At 71.2% G+C, this 21,397-nt stretch carries 19 protein-coding genes; 10 read left to right on the top strand and 9 right to left on the bottom strand.

Annotation, left to right across the window (positions count from 1 at the left end):
* Nucleotides 1-50 precede the first annotated feature (50 nt).
* From OG219_RS12940 to OG219_RS12930, 3 genes are read left to right on the top strand one after another with little or no spacing between them, the layout of a single operon-like run.
* Complete coding sequence (locus OG219_RS12940) at nt 51-770, top strand: VWA domain-containing protein (protein ID WP_266826026.1); 720 nt, start codon at nt 51-53, stop codon at nt 768-770.
* On the top strand, nt 767-1,324 hold the full coding sequence (locus OG219_RS12935; protein WP_266826024.1) for a HutD family protein: 558 nt from the start codon (nt 767-769) through the stop codon (nt 1,322-1,324). Before OG219_RS12940 ends, OG219_RS12935 begins: the two co-directional genes overlap by 4 nt.
* A 60-nt stretch (nt 1,325-1,384) precedes the next feature.
* Complete coding sequence (locus tag OG219_RS12930) at nt 1,385-3,001, top strand: cytochrome bc complex cytochrome b subunit (protein WP_266826022.1); 1,617 nt, start codon at nt 1,385-1,387, stop codon at nt 2,999-3,001.
* Here the strand turns inward: OG219_RS12930 and OG219_RS12925 are convergent.
* Both OG219_RS12925 and OG219_RS12920 read right to left on the bottom strand, forming a co-directional pair.
* A complete protein-coding gene (locus tag OG219_RS12925; RefSeq protein ID WP_266826020.1) occupies nt 2,976-4,016 on the bottom strand; it encodes an acyl-CoA dehydrogenase family protein in 1,041 nt (346 codons plus the stop codon). The genes OG219_RS12930 and OG219_RS12925 overlap by 26 nt on opposite strands.
* Nucleotides 4,016-5,161 (bottom strand): acyl-CoA dehydrogenase family protein, encoded by a 1,146-nt coding sequence (locus OG219_RS12920; RefSeq protein ID WP_266826019.1) that lies wholly within the window; start codon nt 5,159-5,161, stop codon nt 4,016-4,018. Before OG219_RS12920 ends, OG219_RS12925 begins: the two co-directional genes overlap by 1 nt.
* An 86-nt stretch (nt 5,162-5,247) precedes the next feature.
* On the opposite strand from OG219_RS12920, the gene OG219_RS12915 reads away from it, so the two are divergent.
* Genes OG219_RS12915 through OG219_RS12905 form a run of 3 tightly spaced genes read left to right on the top strand, consistent with a single transcriptional unit; the run spans nt 5,248 to nt 7,909 of the window.
* The gene (locus tag OG219_RS12915) at nt 5,248-6,039 is read left to right on the top strand and encodes an SDR family oxidoreductase (RefSeq protein ID WP_266826017.1); all 792 of its coding nucleotides are present in this window, start codon (nt 5,248-5,250) and stop codon (nt 6,037-6,039) included.
* A 54-nt stretch (nt 6,040-6,093) separates the two neighbouring features.
* Nucleotides 6,094-6,705 carry a TetR/AcrR family transcriptional regulator gene (locus OG219_RS12910; RefSeq protein WP_266465462.1) on the top strand — a complete coding sequence of 204 codons (612 nt, stop codon included), beginning with the start codon at nt 6,094-6,096 and terminating at the stop codon, nt 6,703-6,705.
* Between the two features lie 46 nt (nt 6,706-6,751).
* Nucleotides 6,752-7,909 (top strand): acetyl-CoA C-acetyltransferase, encoded by a 1,158-nt coding sequence (locus OG219_RS12905; protein WP_266826014.1) that lies wholly within the window; start codon nt 6,752-6,754, stop codon nt 7,907-7,909.
* Here the strand turns inward: OG219_RS12905 and OG219_RS12900 are convergent.
* From OG219_RS12900 to OG219_RS12885, 4 genes are read right to left on the bottom strand one after another with little or no spacing between them, the layout of a single operon-like run.
* A complete protein-coding gene (locus OG219_RS12900) occupies nt 7,893-8,951 on the bottom strand; it encodes a nitronate monooxygenase family protein (RefSeq protein ID WP_266826012.1) in 1,059 nt (352 codons plus the stop codon). The two genes, OG219_RS12905 and OG219_RS12900, sit on opposite strands and share 17 nt — an antisense overlap.
* Nucleotides 8,951-9,781 (bottom strand): CoA-transferase subunit beta, encoded by an 831-nt coding sequence (locus tag OG219_RS12895; protein WP_266826010.1) that lies wholly within the window; start codon nt 9,779-9,781, stop codon nt 8,951-8,953. The genes OG219_RS12900 and OG219_RS12895 overlap by 1 nt, the downstream gene beginning before the upstream one ends.
* Nucleotides 9,778-10,644, bottom strand: coding sequence for a CoA transferase subunit A (locus OG219_RS12890; protein ID WP_266826008.1), 867 nt, complete (start codon nt 10,642-10,644; stop codon nt 9,778-9,780). Before OG219_RS12890 ends, OG219_RS12895 begins: the two co-directional genes overlap by 4 nt.
* Nucleotides 10,641-11,393 (bottom strand): enoyl-CoA hydratase family protein, encoded by a 753-nt coding sequence (locus OG219_RS12885; RefSeq protein WP_266826006.1) that lies wholly within the window; start codon nt 11,391-11,393, stop codon nt 10,641-10,643. The genes OG219_RS12890 and OG219_RS12885 overlap by 4 nt, the downstream gene beginning before the upstream one ends.
* Nucleotides 11,394-11,495: 102 nt before the next feature.
* Here OG219_RS12885 and OG219_RS12880 point away from each other — a divergent pair, with 102 nt between their 5' ends.
* Together OG219_RS12880 and OG219_RS12875 are read left to right on the top strand one after the other, a co-directional pair.
* A complete protein-coding gene (locus tag OG219_RS12880) occupies nt 11,496-12,236 on the top strand; it encodes an SDR family oxidoreductase (RefSeq protein WP_266836081.1) in 741 nt (246 codons plus the stop codon).
* Between the two features lie 11 nt (nt 12,237-12,247).
* The gene (locus OG219_RS12875; RefSeq protein WP_266826004.1) at nt 12,248-13,168 is read left to right on the top strand and encodes an SDR family oxidoreductase; all 921 of its coding nucleotides are present in this window, start codon (nt 12,248-12,250) and stop codon (nt 13,166-13,168) included.
* A 375-nt stretch (nt 13,169-13,543) separates the two neighbouring features.
* Here the strand turns inward: OG219_RS12875 and OG219_RS12870 are convergent, their stop codons facing one another.
* On the bottom strand, nt 13,544-14,269 hold the full coding sequence (locus OG219_RS12870; RefSeq protein ID WP_266826002.1) for an ankyrin repeat domain-containing protein: 726 nt from the start codon (nt 14,267-14,269) through the stop codon (nt 13,544-13,546).
* A gap of 78 nt (nt 14,270-14,347) precedes the next feature.
* Entirely contained in the window at nt 14,348-15,244 is an 897-nt protein-coding gene (locus OG219_RS12865; protein WP_266826000.1) for a hypothetical protein, read from the bottom strand.
* A 275-nt stretch (nt 15,245-15,519) separates the two neighbouring features.
* Here OG219_RS12865 and OG219_RS12860 point away from each other — a divergent pair, with 275 nt between their 5' ends.
* Nucleotides 15,520-16,302, top strand: a complete 783-nt coding sequence (locus OG219_RS12860; RefSeq protein WP_266836080.1) for a trypsin-like serine protease — start codon at nt 15,520-15,522, stop codon at nt 16,300-16,302.
* 290 nt (nt 16,303-16,592) lie between these two features.
* On the top strand, nt 16,593-19,652 hold the full coding sequence (locus OG219_RS12855; RefSeq protein ID WP_266825998.1) for an endo-alpha-N-acetylgalactosaminidase family protein: 3,060 nt from the start codon (nt 16,593-16,595) through the stop codon (nt 19,650-19,652).
* Here OG219_RS12855 and OG219_RS12850 read toward each other — a convergent pair.
* Nucleotides 19,538-21,364, bottom strand: coding sequence for a beta-galactosidase family protein (locus OG219_RS12850; RefSeq protein WP_266825996.1), 1,827 nt, complete (start codon nt 21,362-21,364; stop codon nt 19,538-19,540). The two genes, OG219_RS12855 and OG219_RS12850, sit on opposite strands and share 115 nt — an antisense overlap.
* Nucleotides 21,365-21,397: the final 33 nt, after the last annotated feature.

Raw genomic sequence — 21,397 nt, 5'->3', positions numbered from 1 at the left:
GTGGTGACGTAATCTCGGCCTCTGCAACCCTCGCGCGACGGGAGCCCCGCATGGCCGGAATCAGCCTCACCAAGGTGGCGGAGACCGCGCCCGCGCTGGTCAGTCTGTACAAGAGCGCAGGGGTCTCCCTCACCAAGCACGGGCTGAGCGGGCAGCGGGCCGCCGTGTACCTGGTCGTGGACTACTCGGGGTCGATGAAGCCGTACTACAAGGACGGCAGTGTGCAGGCGCTGGCCGACCGGGTGCTGGGGCTCTCGGCGCACCTGGACGACGACGGGACGGTGCCGGTCGTCTTCTTTTCGACCGACATCGACGCCGTCACCGACATCGCCCTCGTCAACCATCAGGGACGCATCGAGCAGATCGTGTCCGGGCTCGGGCACATGGGCAAGACCAGCTATCACCTCGCCATGGACGCGGTCATCGACCACTACCTGGACAGCGGCTCCAAGGACCCCGCCCTCGTCGTCTTCCAGACCGACGGCGGACCGATCAACAAGCTCGCCGCCGAACGGTACTTGTGCAAGGCGGCGAAGCTTCCGCTGTTCTGGCAGTTCATAGGGTTCGGGGATCCGGGGAGCAAGCAGTTCGAATTCCTGCGCAAGCTGGACGAGTTGCCGGTGCCGCAGAAGCGCGTCGTCGACAACGCCGGGTTCTTCCACGCCGGTTCGGATCCGCGGCGGGTGTCCGACAGCGAGCTGTACGACCGGATCGTGGGGGAGTTCCCGCAGTGGCTGGCGGCGGCGTGGGCGCAGGGGATCGTCCAGTGACCGTGCGTCTCCTGCCCGCCGTCGAACGGCTCGCCGTGCCCTGGAAGAACGGGGGCGGGGTGACCCGCGAGATTGTGGCCTCGCCCGAGGGCGCGGGCATGGACGACTTCGACTGGCGGGTGAGCCTCGCGGAGGTCGCCGCGGACGGGCCGTTCTCGGCCTTCCCCGAGATCGACCGCACCCTCACCGTCGTCGAGGGCGCGGGCATGGACCTGACCGTGGGAGGGGAGCGGCGGCTCGTCGACTCCCGTTACGTACCCCAGGACTTCAGGGGCGACGTCCCCACCGACTGCCGGCTGCTCGACGGCCGGGTCGTGAACTTCAACGTGATGTGGCGCCGGGGAGCCGGTCGCACGGCCCCGACGGTCGCCGTCGTACGCGGCCGCCTGCCCCTCCCCGCCGCGCCCGTTCTCGTGGTCGCCCTCGACGGGAGCGCCGAGGTGGCCGGGCTGACCCTGGGGCGGTACGACGCCGCGCTGCTCACCGGCGAGGAGGCGGCCGTGCTGCACGCGATGGGCCGTACCGCCGTGGTCGGTGTCACTCCACGAGGTTGAACCCGTTGGCTTGGCCGGGACGCCGTGCCACCCTGAGAGGAGCCGAGGGGAAGGCTACTCATGGGCGCGCGACCGGTGCAGCCGGCCAAGGGCGAGCGGCTCGCGGACTGGGCCGACGGGCGGCTCGGGCTGTACCCGTTGGCCAAGGCCAACCTGCGCAAGGTCTTTCCGGACCACTGGTCGTTCATGCTGGGCGAGGTCTGCCTCTACAGCTTCATCGTCCTGATCCTCACCGGCGTCTACCTCACGCTGTTCTTCGAGCCGAGCGGGATCGAGGTCGTCTACAACGGCTCGTACGAACCCCTCAACGGCGTCATCATGACGCGGGCGTACGAGTCCACACTCGACATCAGCTTCGACGTGCGCGGCGGACTGCTGATCCGGCAGATCCACCACTGGGCGGCGCTCGTGTTCGTCGCCGGGATGCTCGTGCACATGATGCGGGTGTTCTTCACCGGCGCGTTCCGCAAGCCGCGCGAGGTCAACTGGGTCTTCGGCTGGACCCTGTTGTTCCTCGGGATCATCACCGGCCTGACCGGCTACTCGCTCCCCGACGACCTGCTCTCGGGCACCGGCGTCCGCTTCGCGCAGGGCGCGATCCTGTCGGTCCCGGTCGTGGGGACGTACCTCTCCTTCTTCCTCTTCGGAGGAGAGTTCCCGGGCCACGACATCATTCCGCGCTTCTTCCCGATCCACGTGCTCCTGCTGCCCGGAATCATGCTGGGCCTGGTGGTCGCCCATCTGATCCTGGTCATCTACCACAAGCACACGCAGTACCCCGGTGCCGGACGGGACGAGAAGTCCGTGGTCGGCATGCCGTTCATGCCGGTCTACATGGCCAAGGCGGGCGGCTTCTTCTTCCTGGTCTTCGGGGTGCTGTCGATGATGGGGGCGATCGCGACGATCAACCCCGTGTGGGCCTTCGGTCCCTACCGTCCCGACCTGGTCACCACCGGCGCCCAACCCGACTGGTACCTCGGCTTCTCCGAGGGACTGATCCGGGTGATGCCGGGATGGGAGATCAACGCCTTCGGCCACACACTGGCGTTGGGCGTCTTCATCCCCTTCTCCCTCTTCCCGCTGATCATGCTGGCGATCGGCGTGTACCCGTTCATCGAGGCATGGATCACCGGGGACACCCGCGAACACCACATCCTGGACCGGCCGCGCAACGCGCCCACCCGCACGGGTCTCGGCGTGGCCTGGCTGAGTCTGTACGCGGTGTTGCTGATCGGCGGCGGCAACGACATCGTGGCCACGCATCTGCACCTGTCGATCAACTCGATCACGTGGTTCGTGCGGATCTCCTTCTTCGCCGTGCCGGTGCTCGCCTTCGTCGTCACGCGGCGGATCTGTATGGGCCTGCAGCGCAGGGACCGCGACAAGGTGCTGCACGGACGGGAGTCGGGCACCATCAAGCGGCTCCCGCACGGCGAGTTCGTCGAGGTCCACGAACCGCTCACACAGGCACAGCGGTTCGCCCTCACCCAGCATGACCAGGCAGCGCCGTACGAGGTGGGTCCGCTCGTCGACGCGAACGGTGTCACCCGCCGCGTCGGTCCCTCGCGCAAGCTGCGGGCGCGACTCGCCCGGGCCATGTACGGGCCCGGCACGCAGATCCCGAAGCCGACGGCGGAGGAGTACCGGGAGCTCACGAGCGAGGAGCACCACCACTGACAGCGCTGAGGACTTCGGCCCTGCACTCGGCCGGGCTGCCCCACGCGGTGCGCAGGGCACGGGCCTTGGTGAGCCAGAGCGACAGGTCGTACTCGGCCGTGTAGCCGATCGCGCCGTGCAGCTGCAGCGCCGTACGGGCGGTCGCGTACGCCGCCTCACCCGCGGCGACCTTGGCCGCCGCGACGTCGGCCGGTGCCATGGACAGCGCCGCGCCGAACAGCAGGGGCCGCGCGAACTCCAGGGCGATCTTCGCGTCCGCCAGCTGGTGCTTGACGGCTTGGAACGAGCCGATGGGGACGCCGAACTGGGTGCGCTGCTTGACGTACCCCACCGTCCGGTCGAGGAGGGCGAGTCCGACACCGAGTGCCTGGGCGGCGGTGGCGAGCCGGGCCCAGGTGAGTGCCTGGGTGGCGGCGCGGGTCACCTGGGGGCCGGTGGCGAGGAGTTCACCGGTGGTGTGGGGGAGGGTGAGGTGGCGGGCGGGGTCGAGGGAGGGGCGTGCTGATCCCGTCGGACCGTTGCCGCCGAGGTGCAGGCGGGTGTCTGGTGTGGTCCGGTGGACCTCTGCGGGGGCTCCTGGGGAGCTCACCGAGAGGTGGATGTCCGCCGCTTCCGCGTCCAGGACGAACGGGCCCCCGCCCGGCAGGGCCACCGTTGCCAGGGCCTGGCCCGAGGCCAGCGCGGGCAGCAGGCGCTTGGCGGGGCCCGACTCACCCAGCTCGGTGAGCAGCGCGGCCGCGGCCACCGTCTCCACCAGTGGGCCCGGCACCCCGTGGCGGCCCAACTCGACGAAGGCGACGGCCAGTTCCACGGGAAGGGGGCCCACCCCCTCGTACGCCTCCGGTATCGCGAGTGCGAAGACGCCCGCGTCGGCGAGGCGGGACCACAGGGCGCGGCCGGGGGTGTGGTCGCCGTTGGCCCAGGCGCGTATGACCTGCGGGGTGTCCGCCGCCGTCAGCAGCGCGTTCAGCGAGTCGGCGAAGGCGCGCTGCTCGGGGTCGAGGAGGAAGCGCATCAGCGGCGGCCCTTCGGGAGGCCGAGGAGGCGCTCGGCGATGATGTCGCGCTGGATCTCGTTGGTGCCGGCGTAGAGGGGTCCGGCGAGGGAGAAGACATAGCCCTCGGACCAGTCGGTGTCCGCCAACTCGCCCTCCGGGCCCAGCAGATCGAGTGCCGTCTCGTGCAGCGCGATGTCGTACTCGGACCAGAAGACCTTGTTCAGGCTGGACTCAGGACCGATCGGCTCCCCGGCGGCGAAACGGGAGGCGCCGGCGTAGGTGAAGAGCTGGTAGGCGCGGGCGCCGATCACCGCGTCGGCCACCCGGTCGCGCAGGGCCGTGTCCGCGGGGTCGCCATGGGTGCGCCAGAGGTCGGCCAGCCGGTCGGCGGCGGCCAGGAAGCGGCCAGGGGAGCGCAGCGTCAGACCGCGTTCGTTGCCCGCTGTCGACATGGCGACCCGCCAGCCTTGACCCACCTCCCCGATCACGTCCTCGTCCGGGACGAAGACGGAGTCGAGGAAGAGCTCGGCGAAGGCGGGTCTGCCGTCCAGGCGGCCGATCGGGCGGACCGTCACACCCGGTGCGCGCAGGTCGAACATCAGGTAGGTGAGGCCCTGGTGGGGTTTCGGGGTGTCCGGCTCGCTGCGGAACAGGCCGAACGCGCGGTCCGCGAACGCGGCCCGCGACGACCACGTCTTCTGCCCGCTCAGCAGCCAGCCCCCGTCCGTGCGCACCGCGCGGGAGGTGAGCGAGGCCAGGTCGGAACCGGCCTCGGGCTCGGACCACGCCTGCGCCCAGATGGTCTCGCCCGTGGCCATCGGCGGCAGAACGCGCGCGCGTTGCTCCTCAGTCCCGTGGTCGAAGAGGGTGGGAGCCAGCAGGTTGATGCCGTTCTGGCTGACCCGGCCCGGCGCGCCCGCCGCGTAGTACTCCTCCTCGAAGACCAGCCACCGGACGATGTCCACGCCCCGGCCGCCGTACGCCGTCGGCCACGACACCACCGACCAGCGGTCCGCGGCGAGTTCGGACTCCCACGCGCGGTGTGCGGCGAAGCCCTCCCCGGTCTCCAGGGAGGGGAGGGGGACGGGCGGCACATGGGCCGCGAGCCAGGCCCGGGCCTCGGCGCGGAACGCCTCGTCGGCGGGGGAGTGGTCGAGATCCATCGGCAGCACCCTTCGGCGGCACCCTTGGGGGGAACCCTTCGGCGGCAACCTTCCCTAACAAGTGTTTGGTAGGTTAGCGTGGAGCCATGAGCGACGTCGAGAGTCCGGCGTACGTATCCGGGCACGGGCTGCTGAAGGGGCGCACGGCCGTCATCACCGCCGCGGCCGGCGCCGGCATCGGCGGAGCCACCGCGCGCAGGTTCCTCGAAGAGGGCGCCCGCGTGCTGATCGGCGACACGCACGCGCGGCGGCTCAAGGAGAGCGCCGAGGCCCTGGCAGCCGAGTTCGGTGCCGCGAGTGTCGCCTCGCTGCCCTGCGACGTCACCGACGAGGACCAGGTCCAAGCCCTCTTCGGCACGGCTCGGGAACTGCACGGAGGCCTGGACATAGTCGTCAACAACGCCGGTCTCGGCGGTACTTCGGCCCTCGTCGACATGACGGACGAGCAGTGGTCGAAGGTGCTCGACGTGACGTTGAACGGCACGTTCCGGTGCACGCGGGCGGCCCTGCGGATGCTCAAGGAGCAGGCCGGTGGCGGAGTCGTCGTCAACAACGCCTCCGTCGTCGGCTGGCGGGCCCAGGCCGGGCAGGCGCATTACGCCGCCGCGAAGGCCGGGGTCATGGCGCTCACCCGCTGCGCGGCGATCGAGGCCGCCGCTTACGGAGTGCGGGTCAACGCCGTGTCACCGAGCCTCGCCATGCACCCGCACCTGGTGAAGGTGACCACTCCGGAACTCCTTGAGGAACTGACGGCGCGCGAGGCTTACGGGCGGTACGCCGAGCCCTGGGAGGTGGCCAACGTGATCGTGTTCCTGGCTTCCGGCTACTCCTCGTACATGACCGGGGAAGTCGTGTCCGTCAGCAGCCAGCACGCGTAGGGGCGAGGCGGCCGGCATGCGTGGTTACGAGGAGCGCAGGACCACAATGGGTCCGTGCCTACCAAGAAGAAGCCCCAGGTGACCGCCTCGCCGGAGCGGCGCCGCGAACTGCTCGACACGGCCGCCGAGGTCTTCGCCGAGCAGGGCTACAACGCCACCACCGTACGCAAGATCGCCGACCAGGCCGGAATGCTCGCGGGCAGTCTCTACTACCACTTCGACTCCAAGGAATCGATGCTGGAGGAGATCCTGCGGACCTTCCTCGACGAGCTCTGGGACGGGTACGACACCGTCCTGGACGCCGAACTCGGGCCCAGGGAAACCCTGGAGGCCCTGGTCACCGAGTCCTTCCGGGAGATCGACCGGCACCGCGCCGCCGTCGCGATCTACCAGAAGGAGTCCAGACACCTCGCCGCGCAGCAGCGCTTCGCGTTCCTCACCGAGTCGCAGCGCAACTTCGAGAAGGCGTGGCTGAGCACGCTGGAGCGCGGTGTGGCCGCCGAGGTCTTCCGGGCCGACCTCGACATCCGGCTCACCTACCGGTTCGTGCGCGACACCGTGTGGGTCGCCGCGTCCTGGTACCGGCCCGGCGGGCACCACAGCCCGGAGGAGATCGCCCGGCAGTACCTGTCGATGGTGCTCGACGGGATCTCCGTACGCGAATGACCCATGTCCGCGAGCCCCATGTCCGCATTTCCCTGAGGGAGTTGTCATGGCCGAGGCCTACATCGTCGAAGCGGTCCGTACGCCCGTCGGGCGGCGCAGGGGAGGCCTGAGCGGCGTCCACTCGGCCGACCTCGGCGCGCATGTCCTCAAAGCCCTGGTCGAGCGGTCGGGTGTGGACCCGGCCGCCGTCGAGGACGTCGTCTTCGGATGCCTCGACACGGTCGGGCCGCAGGCCGGGGACATCGCACGCACCGCCTGGCTGGCCGCCGGGCTGCCCGAGGAGGTGCCGGGAGTCACCGTCGACCGGCAGTGCGGATCCTCCCAGCAGGCCGTGCACTTCGCCGCCCAGGGCGTCCTGTCCGGCACCCAGGACCTGGTGGTCGCCGGCGGCGTCCAGAACATGAGCCAGATACCCATCGCCTTCGCCTCCCGCCAGGCCACCGAACCGCTCGGCCTCACACAGGGCCCCTTCGCGGGCAGCGAGGGCTGGCGGGCGCGCTACGGCGACCGGCCCGTCAACCAGTTCCACGGCGCGGAGCTGATCGCCGCCAAGTGGGGCATCAGCCGCCTGGACCAGGAGGAGTTCGCCCTCCGCTCCCACGAGCGCGCGATCCGTGCCATCGACGAGGGCCGCTTCGCGCGCGAGACCGTGGCGCACGGGGAGGCCACGGTCGACGAGGGCCCGCGCCGGGACACCTCGCTGGAGAAGATGGCCGCCTTGAAACCGGTCATCGACGGTGGCACCGTCACCGCCGCCTGCTCCTCCCAGGTCTCCGACGGCGCCGCCGCGATGCTCCTCGCCTCCGAACGGGCCGTACGGGAACACGGGTTGACCCCTCGCGCCCGCGTGCACCACCTCTCCGTACGCGGCGAGGACCCCATCCGCATGCTCTCGGCCCCCATCCCGGCCACCGCGCACGCCCTCAAGAAGACCGGCATGTCCATCGGCGACATCGACCTCGTCGAGATCAACGAGGCCTTCGCACCGGTCGTCCTCGCCTGGCTCAAGGAGACCGGCGCCGACCCGGACAAGGTCAACGTCAACGGCGGCGCGATCGCCCTCGGCCATCCGCTGGGCGCCACCGGCGTGAAGCTGATGACGACCCTGCTGCACGAACTGGAGCGCACCGGGGGCCGGTTCGGGCTCCAGACCATGTGCGAGGGCGGCGGTCAGGCGAACGTCACCATCATCGAGCGGCTCTGAGCAGCTCCAGGGACTTCAAGGTCTCCTCGGCCTCGGTCATGATCCGGTCCACCAGCTCCGTGCACGAGGGCAGGTCGTCGATCACCCCGGCGACCTGCCCCGACGCCATCACCCCGAGGTCCGTACGCCCGTCCACCATCGCGGACTTGAGCAGCATGGGCGTGTTGGCGGCGAGGAGGACCTGGCTCCAGGACAGGTCCTTGCCGTGCTTCATCGCGAGGCCGTCGCGGATCATGGCGGGCCAGGAGAGGCCGGACATCTTCCGGAAGCCGGCCGCCCGGCGGACGGCCTGAGCGAGAGCCCTCGTACGGCCCGACTTCTCCAGGGAGTCGACGAAGTCCGTACGCAGCATGCGGTGCGGGAGGCCGTCGACGGCCGTCGTGACCGTGACGTCCTTGACCGTCGCCGCCAGGTACCTCGCCTTCACCGCGTCCGGGACCGTCGAGTCGGAGGTCAGCAGGAAACGCGTGCCCATGGCGATGCCCGCCGCGCCGAACGCCAGCGCGGCCACCAGCCCCCGCCCGTCGTGGAAACCGCCCGCCGCCACGACCGGTATGCCGACCGCGTCCACCACCTGCGGCAGCAGCACGGTCGTCGCCACCTCCCCGGTGTGCCCGCCGCCCTCACCGCCCTGCACGATCACCGCGTCCGCACCCCAGGCGGCCACCTTCTCGGCGTGCCGGCACGCTCCGACGGAGGGGATGACGACCACGCCCGCGTCCTTCAGCTCCGCGATCAGCTCGCGTGAAGGGGCCAGCGCGAAGGAGGCGACGCGTACGCCTTCGTCGATGATGATCCGCACCCGGTCGCCCGCGTCCCCCGCGTCGGCCCGCAGATTCACGCCGAACGGCGCGTCCGTGCGGGACCCGACCTCCCGTACGGCGTCCCGCAGTTGGTCCACGGTCATCGTCGCGGAGGCCAGGACGCCCAGTGCGCCCGCGTCCGCCGTGGCGGAGACCAGGCGGGGGCCCGCCACCCAGCCCATGCCGGTCTGCACGATCGGGTGGCGGACGCCGACGAGTCGGGTGAACGCGGTGTCCATCAGCGGTCCCCGGCTTTGGCCGGCCCGGTCCCGGCTGATCCGGCCTCGGCGGCCCCGGTCTTGGCGGCGCCGGTCCCAGCGGCCCCGGGAATCGGGCCGGCCCCAAGAACCTCGCGGTCCCGAGCGCCCGACGGGTCGATGACCTCGCGGATCAACTCCAGCTCTGCTGGGGTCGGTTCGCGGGTGTACGGCACCTCGTCGGGGACGTACAGCTCGAAGCCCGTCGCCTCCCTGACCCGCTCGACGGTGACGCCCGGATGCAGCGAGGCGAGGCGCATCGAGTGGTCGGGGGTGGCGAAGTCGAAGACGCCGAGGTCGGTCACCACACAGGGGATGCGGTGGAAGCGGGTGGCACTCGGACCCGCCGCGGCGGCGCGGTCGTACCCCACCCCGCACACCATGTCGACCTTCGGGACGAAGACGCGCCGGGAGTGCTTCGGGATCCAGTAACTGGTCGGATTGTTGAGGGTGTTGACCGGTGCGCCGCGCACGCCGAGCAGTTGGCGCTTCGGCCTGGCCCAGTCGCCGACGCACGAGATGTTCTGGTTGCCGAAGCGGTCGATCTGGCTCGCGCCCATCATCACGTGCCGGCGCCCGCCGGTCACCATCGTCAGGTGCTGCCGGTACGGCAGCCAGCCCTCCGGGGTCCCGTCGAGGCCGACGAGCATCGCCTCGCCGTCGGTCAGCAGCAGATCGGGGGAGAAGGTGCGCTTGGCGAGGCGGGCGCCGATGGACGGGATCAGGCCCATGGGGCTGGCGAGCACCTCGCCGTTGTCCCGCCAGGCCTCGGCACACGCGATCACGCAGTACTCGGCCGGTGTCGGACTCACTGGTGCCGCTCCTTCTGCCAGGCCTGGACGGTGCTCTGATAGGCGTGCTCGTCGCCGCCGAGGAACCGCTCGGCGAACTCCGCGTACGGCGTGGTCGCGTAGAGCTTCTGGAAGGCCTCGTCGCGTCCGTAGTCCGGCGCGCAGGACGTGAAGTGCGCGCCGTTCGGTGCCTCGACGACACCCGTCACGCTCGACCGCTTGAGCAGCAGGGTCTGCGGCGCGGCCTCCTTGGTCAGCTCCGCCGTGTCGACGATCCGCTCGCAGGAGACGTACGCCGCGTCCGCCGCCTCGCAGAACAGGTCGTCGAAGTAGGGGTCGGGACCCAAGTACTGGCCGTTGCCCGCGCGGTCCGCGCGGTTCATGTGGACCAGGGCCGCGTCCAGCCGCAGGGCGGGCATGGCGACGAACTCCTCCCTGACGCCGGTGAGTTCATCGGCGTAAGGCGAAGTGACCGTCCGCAGGCCGGGGTTGACCCGCATCACGTCCGAGCCGAGCCCGGAGCGCACCGGCAGGAAGGGCAGCCGGTTCGCGGCGGCGTGCAGTCCCCACATGAACGACGCCTCGTCGACCTCCATCAGCTCGAAGGCCCCGCGCTCGCGCGCCGCGCGGTAGTGCGGTTCGAGCGGGATCGAGTCGAGGGTCGCGAACGGGGTCACCAGTTTCCGTATCCGCCCGGCGGCGGCGAGCAGGCCCACGTCCGGGCCGCCGTACGAGACGACGGTGAGATCGGTGATCCCGGACCGGAGCAGTGCTCTCACCAGGGCCATCGGCTTGCGGCGTGAACCCCAGCCGCCGATGCCGAGGGTCATCCCGCTCTCCAGGCGGCCCACGGCTTCCTGGGCCGACATGGTCTTGTCGCTCACTGAGTGGCCTCCTTGCCGAAGCTGTCACGGACGCGGTCGGCCACCCCGCTGAGAGCGGCCTCGTAGGTGAAGCCCTGCTCGAAGCGGTAGCTGCGGCGTACGTCGACGGGGTCGATGCCGTTGATGGCGGCCTTGGCGAGCCGGACGAGACGGCCGTCCTTCGCGGCGATCTCGCGGGCCAGCTCCAGGGCGGCCGCGCGCAGTTCGGCGCGCGGCACGACCTGCCACACCGAGCCGTGTGCGTGCAGCTCGGCCGCGGTCGCGGTGCGCGAGGTGTAGTAGAGGACACGCATCAGGTGGTGCGGGACCAGGCGGGCCAGATGGGTGGCCGCGCCGAGCGCGCCGCGGTCCAGCTCGGGCAGCCCGAAGGTGGCGTCGTCGCTCGCCACGATCGCGTCCGCGTTGCCGACGAGGCCTATCCCGCCGCCCAGACAGAAGCCCTGAACCGCCGCCACCACCGGCACCTCGCACTCGTACACCGCCGCGAACGCCTCGAAGCAGCCGCGGTTCGCGCCTATCAGGGAGTCATGACCGGTGGTGTCCCGCTGTATCTCCTTGATGTCCACGCCCGCGTTGAAACCGCGGCCCTCCGCGGCCAGCACGACGCAGTGGATCCCGGGGTCGCGGCCTGCCGCGCGGACGGCGTCGGCCAGGTCGAACCAGCCCCGCACCGGCAGCGCGTTCACCGGTGGGAAGTCGACCGTGACGACGGAGATCCCCTTTTCCGGGGTCGAGGTGGAGACACCCATGGGCACATCAGCTACCTTCAGCTATCTTTCCACCAAACGTTTGTTAGGTGCGATTTCGAAGCTAGCAGCGAATGCATCCCAGCGGGAGGGCCTGTGGACAACGTGGATCTCGGCGGCAGGACCGTCGTCGTCACGGGCGGCACCCGAGGGGTCGGGGCCGGGATCGCGCGGGCCTTCGTGCGGGCGGGCGCCGACGTCGTGGTCTGCGCGCGCAGGCCGCCCGAAGTGCCGGTCGAGGGCGTCGGGTTCGCGTCGGTGGACCTGCGTGACCCTTCCGCCGTCCGCGACTTCTTCGACGCCCTGCCCCGGCTGGACGTCCTGGTCAACAACGCGGGCGGTTCCCCCTACCAGCCGCTCGCGGAGTCCGACGCCGAACGCCACACCCGCGTGATCGAGCTCAACCTCACCGCGCCGCTGACCGCCTCCCTCGCCGCCTACCGCCATCTCCAGCGGGCCAAGGGGGCGGTCGTGATGATCGGCAGCGTGAGCGGTACGCGGCCCTCGCCCGGCACGGCGGCGTACGGGGCGGCCAAGGCGGGCCTGGAGAACCTGGCCCGTTCGATGGCCGTCGAGTGGGCCCCCGACGTCCGGGTCAACACCCTCGTCGTCGGCATGGTCCGCACCGAACGCTCGCACCTGCACTACGGGGACGAGGACGCGGTCGCCGCCGTCGCGCGGACCGTGCCGTTGGGCCGCCTCGCCGAGCCGTACGACGTCGGAGAGGCCGCCGTCTTCCTCGCCTCCGACGCCGCCGCGTACATCAGCGGGGCCTCGCTGCTCGTCCACGGGGGCGGGGAGCGGCCCGCCTTCCTCGACGCCGCGACCGCCAACAAGGAGAGCTGAGGAGAGTTGGGATGAGTGCACCGTTGCTGTGTGAGGGGCGGGTCGTCGTCGTCACGGGTGCGGGCCGCGGGCTCGGCCGGGCGCACGCGCTCGCGTACGCCGCCGAGGGGGCGCGGGTCGTCGTCAACGACCTCGGGGTCGGTCTCGACGGCACGCCCGGGCCCGGGTCTCCCGCCGGGCAGGTCGTCGACGAGATCCGCTCGGCGGGCGGGACGGCGGTCGCCCACGGGGGCGATGTCGCGACGACCGAGGGCGCCGCGTCCCTCGTGCGCGCCGCCCTGGAGACGTACGGGCGCCTCGACACCCTCGTCAACAACGCGGGGTTCCTGCGCGACCGGATGCTGGTCAACCTCGACGAGGACGACTGGGACGCCGTGATGCGGGTCCATCTCAAGGGGCACTTCCTGCCGTTGAAACACGCGGCGGCGTACTGGCGGGCGGAGGCCAAAGCCGGGCGGACGCCTCTCGCCCGGGTGGTCAACACCAGTAGCGGGGCAGGGTTGTTGGGGTCCGTCGGGCAGGGGAACTACAGCGCGGCGAAGGCCGGGATCGTGGGGCTGACGCTGGTTGCCGCGGCCGAGTTGGGGCGGTACGGGGTTCAGGTCAACGCGGTCGCTCCGGCCGCGCGGACGCGGATGACCGAGCGGGTGTTCGCGTCGACCATGGCCGCGCCTGAGGGTGGCGCGGGCTTCGACGCGATGGCGCCGGAGAATGTGTCGCCGTTGGTGGTGTGGCTCGGGTCCGGAGGGTGTGCCGGGGTCACCGGGCGGGTGTTTGAGGCCGAGGGCGGGAGGATCACTGTGATGGAGGGGTGGCGGGCGGGGCCCGGTGTGGACAAGGGGGCGCGGTGGACTCCGGAGGGGGCGGGGGATGCCGCCTTGAAGTTGCTGGCGGGGGCGGAGGTGCCGGGGGCGGTGTACGGGGCTGGGTGACGTGGCTTTTTCGCCCCCTCCGCCCCTTCCCGTCCCGTACCTGGGGGCTGCCGCCCCCAGACCCCCGCTATCGGCCTGGACGGCCTCGTCCTCAAACGCCGGACGGGCTGAAAGATCTCTCCCCGGCCGGGGATGAAAGGCGGAGGCCCCGTGGGTGGGTGGGGAATCGGGATGGTGCGGTCTTGTCCTCGGACGCCGGACGGGCTGAAGGATCTCTCCCCGGCCGGGGCTCGAAGATCTGCCGCCCGGGGCTGAACGATTTCAGCGCCGGGCGGGGAAAGTTTCAGCCCCTCCGGCGTTTGAGGAGCGGGGGTTTGGGGGCGGAGCCCCCAAGGGACGGGAATGGGTAGGGGCGGAGGGGGCGAAAAAAGATCCTCACCCACCGAGAAGGGTCACTATCTCCGCGTGCCCCGTCTGCTGGTCGTTGCCCGCCATCGGGCGGCCCTCCGCGTCGAGGATCTGGACCTCGATGATGACGCCCCCGTCGGCCGGGTAGCGGTGGGTGACGGAGGGGCGGTCGGGGCCGTAGGCCTGGCGCAGGCCTGCGCGGAGTTCGGCCTCCACGTCGAGGGCCAGCCAGCGGCGCGCCTCCGCGAGGGCCTCGGCGCGGGACTGCGCACCGTGCGTGAGGAGGGCGCGTACGCAGCCGGGCGCCCCCCGCCGCGCGGCCGCGACCAGCGGGGGCTCACCGCTCGGCCCGGCCCGGTCCGGATCCGCGCCGCCCGCGAGGAGCGCCTCCGTCACGGCGACATGACCGCACCGCAACGCCCACGCCAGCGCGGTGAACCCGTGCTCCTCCACCGTGTCGGGATCGGCCCCGGCCGAGAGCAGGGCACGTACGACCTCCGTGTGCCCGCCGCACGCCGCCCCGCACAGCGGAGCGTCGGAGCCCGCGCTGAGCCGGTCGGGCGCGGCGCCGGCCGCGAGGAGCAGCCGTACGATGTCGGGCTGGTCGCTCACCGCCGCCAGGTACAGCACCGTCTGGCCGTCCTCGTCCACGGACTCCGGATCCGCGCCGGCGCGCAGCAGCCGTACGACCGCGTCCTCGTCACCCTCGTACACAGCGGTGAAGAGAAGCGCCGTGGGGTCGTTCGTGCTCATCCTTCGACCCTCGCTCCCGAAGGCCGGGTGAGGCAAAGGCTTTTGGGGTGTTCTGCCTCACCTCTTACGTCTCGCCACCTACGTGTCGCACTCCAGCACCGTCCGGCACAGCGCGCAGCGTGCCCGTACCCGGCCGCGTACCGGCACCCTGATCCGCTGGTGGCAGGTCGGGCAGGGGAACGAGACACGCAGCGGGCCGCGGCCGTCGGGGGTGAAGGTGTAGGGGACGCCGGGCCCTGGGCCGGGGGTGTGGTGGTCCTGGGCGTAGCGGCGGTCCTTGGCGTAGCGGTGGCGGCCCGCCCAGCCGGCGGCGGTCAGCGGGGGCTGCTGCTCGTCGCGGCGGGCCTGCGCCATGCCCTTGTTGTACGCGGTGTACGCCTGCGGGCTGGTGAACCAGATCGAGGGGTCCTCGCCGAAGACCAGCGCCCGCTTGGCGAGGACGTATCCGAACTCCTCCGGCGTCAGATAGCCGAGCTTCTGCGAGGAGTCCGCGTCCTCGCGGAAGGCGTCGAGGAGGAGCCAGCCCGCGCCGAGGTAGGTCGCCGCGGTGTCCGTGAGGATCTCGGTGTCGCGGGTGCCGGGGAAGTCGAGGCCGAGGCGGTGCAGGTAGACGTGCATGACCTCGTGGGCGAGGGCCGCGCCGATGTCCCGGCGGTGGGTGCGGAACCGGTCGTTGAGTTCGATGAAGTACTCGGGGCCCGCGGCGAGTTCGACGTTCGCCGCGTGCGTCATCTCGCGGAAGCCGACGATCATCCGGGCGTCCGGCAGGTGGTAGTGGCGCACCATTTCCTGGGCCACGCGCTGCGCGCCCAGATGCAGGTCGTCGGTGTCGCTGAAGGCCACGTCGGCGGGGGCCACGCTGGTCGCGAAGGTGTGGATGGTGTCGTACGAGAGCCGTTTGTAGAGCGCGGTGATCGAGGCCCGCACCGTGTCGAGGTGCGGGTAGCCGTGCTCGACGGGTCCGCCGTTCGCCACGTCCGCACCCCCTGAAGACGCCGGGACCGACTTCCACTGTAGGCCGGGGGTCCGCCGGGCGGCGGGGTGCGGGCGGGGGTGGCTGACCCGAGGTGGCCGGAATGGTGCCCTTGCCGGGGGCGCGGGGGGCTCTCCATAATCCGCAACAGCTTGGCAGGAACATGCCATGCATCCGGGTCGTCGGCGCTACCGGTGCCGCGGCCCAGTGCTGTGCGTGACGTGCGGCTCCCCCGCCGCGCGTTCAACCCCCCACGAAGGGAAGCACGTTGAAGTTTCTGAAGAGATTCACCGGCGTCAAGAGAGCGCTCGCCATCGGCGCCGTCCTTCTCGCGGCCGTCTCGCTCCAGCCCCTCTCCAGCGCGCAGGCCGCGCCCGCGCCCGTCGTCGGCGGAACCCGCGCCGCGCAGGGTGAGTTCCCGTTCATGGTCCGGCTCTCCATGGGCTGCGGCGGCGCGCTCTACACCCAGCAGATCGTGCTCACCGCCGCGCACTGCGTGAGCGGCACCGGCGCCAACACCAGCATCACCGCCACCGCCGGTGTTGTCGACCTCCAGTCCACCACCGGCCGGGTCCAGGTCAAGTCCACGTACGTCTACCGGGCCCCCGGCTACAACGGCAACGGCAAGGACTGGGCGCTCATCAAGCTCGCCTCGCCCATCACCACCCAGTCGACGCTGAAGATCGCCACCACCACGCAGTACAACACCGGCACCTTCACCGTCGCGGGCTGGGGCTCGGCCTCCGAGGGCGGCGCCCAGCAGCGCTACATGCTGAAGGCGACCGTGCCGTTCGTCAGTGACGCCACCTGTCGTTCGTACAGCGGCTACAGCGGCCTCGTCGCGAGCGACGAGATCTGCGCCGGCTACGCGGCCGGCGGCGTCGACACCTGCCAGGGTGACTCCGGCGGCCCGATGTTCCGCCGGGACAGCGCCAACGCCTGGATCCAGGTCGGCATCGTCAGCTGGGGCATCGGCTGCGCCCGCGCCAACGCCCCCGGCGTCTACTCCGAGGTCTCGACGTTCGCATCGGCGATAGCCAGCGCCGCGGCAACGCTCTGACTCTCTGACGCCACACGCGCAGGTTTGTAGGCGCCCGCGACCCGCCTCGGTCGCGGGCGCCCACCGTTGGGCGGGCCGTACGGAGGGCATTCCGGGCGGTCATCAGGACGGCACTTCCACCAGGTGTCGAAGCCAGGTCCCTAGCGAGGTCCCTGAAGCGTCCGTTCCGTTAGTCCAACTGCTGTCCCTCCTTTGTCCATGGGCACGTTCATGTCACGCGCCGCAGGCTGACGGCACGGAACGCCGCCCCCAGGAGGAGTGCCTTGCAGCCCTCAGACATGCCCTCAGCCATGCCCGCAGACACCTTCATCCCCAGCCGTCGTGCCGTCGTCGCGGCCGGAGCCGCAGCGGGGGTCGGGGTCGCGCTCGGCGTGCCCGGCACGGCCACGGCGGCCGCGGGCGACGACCTCGCCATCCGCTCCGGCGCCCTCGAAGTCCGCGTCGCCGCCGCCTTCCCGCGGATCGTCTCCTACATCGACCGGGCCACCGGAGCCGTCCTGCACGGCCAGGAGGACGAGCTCACCACCGTCCTCGTCGACGACGTCGCGCGCACCCCGACGGTCACCGCGACCGCGGGCGGCGACCGCGTCACGTACCGGCTCGCCTTCGACGGCGGCGCCACCATCGACGTCGAGATCGTGGTCGACGGCTTCCGGGTCACGTGGCGGGTCACGGCCATCGCCGACACGACCACCCTCCCCGTGGGCACCCTCCACATCCCCGGCCTCTCCCTGCTCTCGGTGCGCAGCGACCAGCCCGGCGCCCAGCTCCTCGCCGCCCGAGTGGGCCTGGACAAGGCCGCGAGCGGCGACACCCTCGTCACTCCGACCGCCGAGACCCCGGCGCAGGCGGCGACCGGATGCGCGTACGCGGTCCTCGCGCACAGCACGCTCGGCGGCGCGATCGAGACGAACACCGTGTACGACAAGCCCGCCAACACCGCGGGCGCCACCTGGGAGAACGGCCGGTTCTGGCGGCGCACCATCCGCAAGGACGGCTATGTCAAGGTCCAGCTCACCCCCGGCCAGTGGACCCACCGCGCCGCCACCGCGACCGAGACGGAGCCCCTCCCGTACGCCACCGTGATCGTCACCGGTGACCGCAACGGCGACGGAGCGGTCGACTGGCAGGACGCGGCCATCGCCTTCCGCGACATCATGGTCAATCCGCTCGGTGCCGACGAGCAGTACCTGCGGGTCGTCCCGCACATCCCCTTCAACTTCGCCTCGCAGGCCACCAATCCGTTCCTCGCCACCCTCGACAACGTCAAACGGATCTCCCTCGCGACCGACGGGCTGCGGCAGTTCACGCTCCTCAAGGGCTACCAGTCCGAAGGCCACGACTCAGCCCACCCCGACTACGCGGGCAACTACAACAAGCGCGCGGGCGGCCTCGACGACCTCAACACCCTTGTCCGCGAGGGCAGGAAGTGGAACAGCGACTTCGCCGTCCACGTCAACGCCACCGAGTCGTACCCCGTGGCCAACGCCTTCTCCGAGACCCTCGTCGACAAGACCAACGAGCAGTGGGACTGGCTGGACCAGAGCTACCGCATCGACCAGCGCCGCGACCTCGTCTCCGGGGACGTCGTCAAGCGCTTCGCCGACCTGCGCGCGGACACCGACCCCGCCCTCAACACCATCTACCTCGATGTCTTCCGCGAGTCCGGCTGGACCTCCGACCGCCTCCAGCGCGCCCTGCGCGACCAGGGCTGGCACGTCACCACCGAGTGGGGCCACGGCCTGGAGCGGTCCGCCCTGTGGTCGCACTGGGCGACCGAGACCGACTACGGCCCCGACACCTCACGCGGCATCAACTCCCGCCTGATCCGCTTCATCCGCAACCACCAGAAGGACGTCTTCGCCGACAAGTGGCCCACCCTGCTGGGCATCGCCCGCATGGGCAACTTCGAGGGCTGGACCGGCAAGACCGACTGGACCTACTTCTACGACCTGATCTGGGCCCACTCACTGCCCGCCAAGTACCTCCAGGCGTACCCGATCAGGACCTGGGGCGAGCACGAGATCACCTTCTCCGGGCCGGTGTCCACTTCGGTGTCCGACACGGACGGCACCCGCCGCATCACCACCGACGGACGACTCGTCTACGACGGCGGCACCTACCTCCTGCCCTGGGAGCCGAAGAAGCCCACGAAGCTCTACCACTACAACCCGGCGGGCGGCGAAAGCAGTTGGCGGCTCCCGCGCGCGTGGGAGGGCCTTTCCCGGGTCGCCCTGTACCGGCTCACCGACCAAGGACGGGTGTTCCAGTCCTACGTCCCCGTAAGCGCCGGCAAGGTCACCCTCGACGCCGCACCCAAGCAGCCGTACGTCCTCTACCGCACCCGCGTCGCCGACGCCCCCGCCCCCTCCTGGGGCCAGGCCACCCCGCTGACCGACCCCGGCTTCAACTCCGGCTCACTGAAGGGGTGGACGGTCACCGGGCCCGCCTCAGTCGAGCTCAGCGACCTGGGCGACTACGAGCTGGTGATCGCCTCCGGTGGCGCGGCCGCCGTCTCGCAGCGGCTCACCCGCCTCAAGCCGGGCCCCTACGCCGCCTCCGTGCAGGTCGAGGTGGGCGAGAACGCCGGTGACACCCGCAAGGCGTCGCTCCAGGTGCGTACCGCGGACGGCGTCACCGCCGCCAACTGGACCCGGACGTCCACCGCGGTCAACCATGTCGCGGCCGACCGCAAGCACGGCACCCGCTTCCAGCGGATGTTCACGTACTTCACCGTGCCCGAGGGCGGCGGCCCCGTCGACCTCGCGCTGCGCGCCGACGCGGGGCACGCGCGCGTGCGGTTCGACAACGTACGCGTCGTGCCGGCCGTCAGAAGCGCCAGGCAGGGCGCCCTCGTCTTCGAGGACTTCGAGAACGTCCCGCAGGGCTGGGGCCCCTTCGTGAAGGGCGACGCGGGCGGCGCCAACGACCCGCGCACCCACATCGCCCAACGCCACGCGCCGTTCACCGGGCGCGGCTGGAACGGCAAGGCGGTCGACGACGTCATCGACGGCTCGGAGTCCCTCAAGTCGCGCGGCGAGAACGACGGCCTGGTCTACCGGACCGTGCCGCACACGGTCCGGTTCGAGCCGGGGCGGCGCTACCGGGTCGCCTTCCGCCACGAGAACGAGACGGCCGGGCAGTACGCCTGGATCACCGCCGTCGACCAGGGAGCGACGACGACCGAACTCGACCGCACGGACCTGCCGGTGGCGAGTGAACCGACGGAACTGGCCTACGAGTTCACCGCGCCGGCCGAGGGTGAGGCCTGGGTGGGGCTGCGCAAGATCGTCGACGGCGGCTCCGCGGAGTTCTCGCTCGACTCCTTCGAGGTGACCGAGGTCTCCTGAGACCCCGGAGCCTCCTGAAGCTCCAGGACCCACACCTCGTTGACGCCCTCGCGCAGCACAGGACCGGGGACGTACAGCGAACGCTGCGGGCCCACGGACCAGTAGCGGCCCAGATTGAAGCCGTTGATCCACACGAAACCCCGGGTCCAGCCCGGGAGTTCGAGGAAGGCGTCCCCGGCGCCGCGCACCGTCACGGTGCCGCGGTACAGGCCGGGGGCGCCGTCCGCGGGGAGCTCGCCGAAGGGGACCGGGCCGACGTCGTCGAGCGCGTCCAGCCGCAGCCCCCGCGCCCGTACCCCGTGCAGATACTGCCGTTCGTGCAGGATGCCTCCGGTGATGCCCTTCGGCTCGCCGCTGCGAGGCCCGTAGTTGACCCTGCCCAGGGACTCCACCCACACCTCCACGCGCGCGTGCCCCGCGACGGGCTCCTTGAGCCGTGTGTCCTCCTCGGTCAGCACCCCGGCCGCCGCCCCGTCGACGTACACCACCGCCAGATCCCGCAGCCCGCGCAGGGTGAGCGGGTACGGCTGCCGGGGGCCGGGCACGGTCACCTCGTACTTCACCAGCCCCCGGTCCACGTCCAGTTCCTCGAACGTGGGCGGCACGGGGTACTCGGCCTCGGGACCGCCCAGCGCGTCCAGCACGGCGTCCAGGGCGGCCCAGCCATGAAGTTCGACCGGCGCCGGCCCGGCGAGCGCCGCGGGCGCCGGCGGCACCTCGGGCAGCGGCCCGTCCGCGTACTGGGCGAGGATCTCCCGGAAGCGCCAGAACTTCTCGGTGGGCCGCCCGAGTTCGTCGATGGGCGCGTCGTAGTCGTAGGAGGTGACGTCGGGCTCCAGAGGGCCGTCGTGCAGCGCGCCGCCGCCCCGGTTGGCGCCGGCCCAACCCGCGAAGTTCGTACCCCCGTGCGCCATGTAGAGGTTGACCGACGCACCGCACTCCAGGATCTCCCGCAGCGCCCCCGACGCGTCGTCCGCATCCCGTACGACATGACCGGCGCCCCAGTGGTCGAACCAGCCGCACCAGAACTCCATGCACATCAGCGGCCCCTGGGGCTGGTGCCGGCGCAGTGTCTCGAAGGCCACGCGCGCGTGGGAGCCGAAATTGGCGGTCGCGAGGATTCCGGGGATCGAACCGCCGGTGAGCATGTGGTCCTCGGGGCCGTCCGAGGTGAACAGCGGCACGCTCACCCCCTCGGCGCGCAACAGGTCGGCCAGCCACTGCAGATACACCTGGTCCGAGCCGTAGCTGCCGTACTCGTTCTCGACCTGCACCATGAGTACCGGGCCGCCCCGGTCGATCTGCCGGGGCACGATCTCGGGCAGCAGCCGGCCGAACCAGCGCTCCACCTGCCGCAGATACTCCACGTCCCGGGTCCTCGGCCGGCCCGGCAGCCAGTGCGGCAGCCCGCCGTTCTCCCACTCCGCGCAGATGTACGGGCCCGGACGCACGATCGCCCACAGGCCCGCTTCCTGGGCCGCGTCCAGGAAACGCCCCAGCTGCTCCACGTCGCGGAATTCGCCGGGCCGCGGCTCGTGCAGATTCCACGGAACGTACGTCTCCACGCAGTTGAGCCCCATCGCCCGCAGCATCCCGAGCCGGTGCCCCCACAGCTCCTCGCACACCCGGAAGTAGTGCAGCGCGCCGGACAGCAGCCGCACCGTCCGCCCGTCCAGCAGAAAATCCGTGTCCCCCACCGTGAACTCGCTCATGGGCCCACCCTGACCTCTGGCGACGGCCCGGTC

The organism is Streptomyces sp. NBC_00038 (assembly GCF_026343635.1).
In the GTDB taxonomy this organism is placed as follows: domain Bacteria; phylum Actinomycetota; class Actinomycetes; order Streptomycetales; family Streptomycetaceae; genus Streptomyces.
The sequence above is the reverse complement of the archived record's forward strand: the minus strand, read 5'-3'. Positions and strand labels throughout refer to the sequence as shown.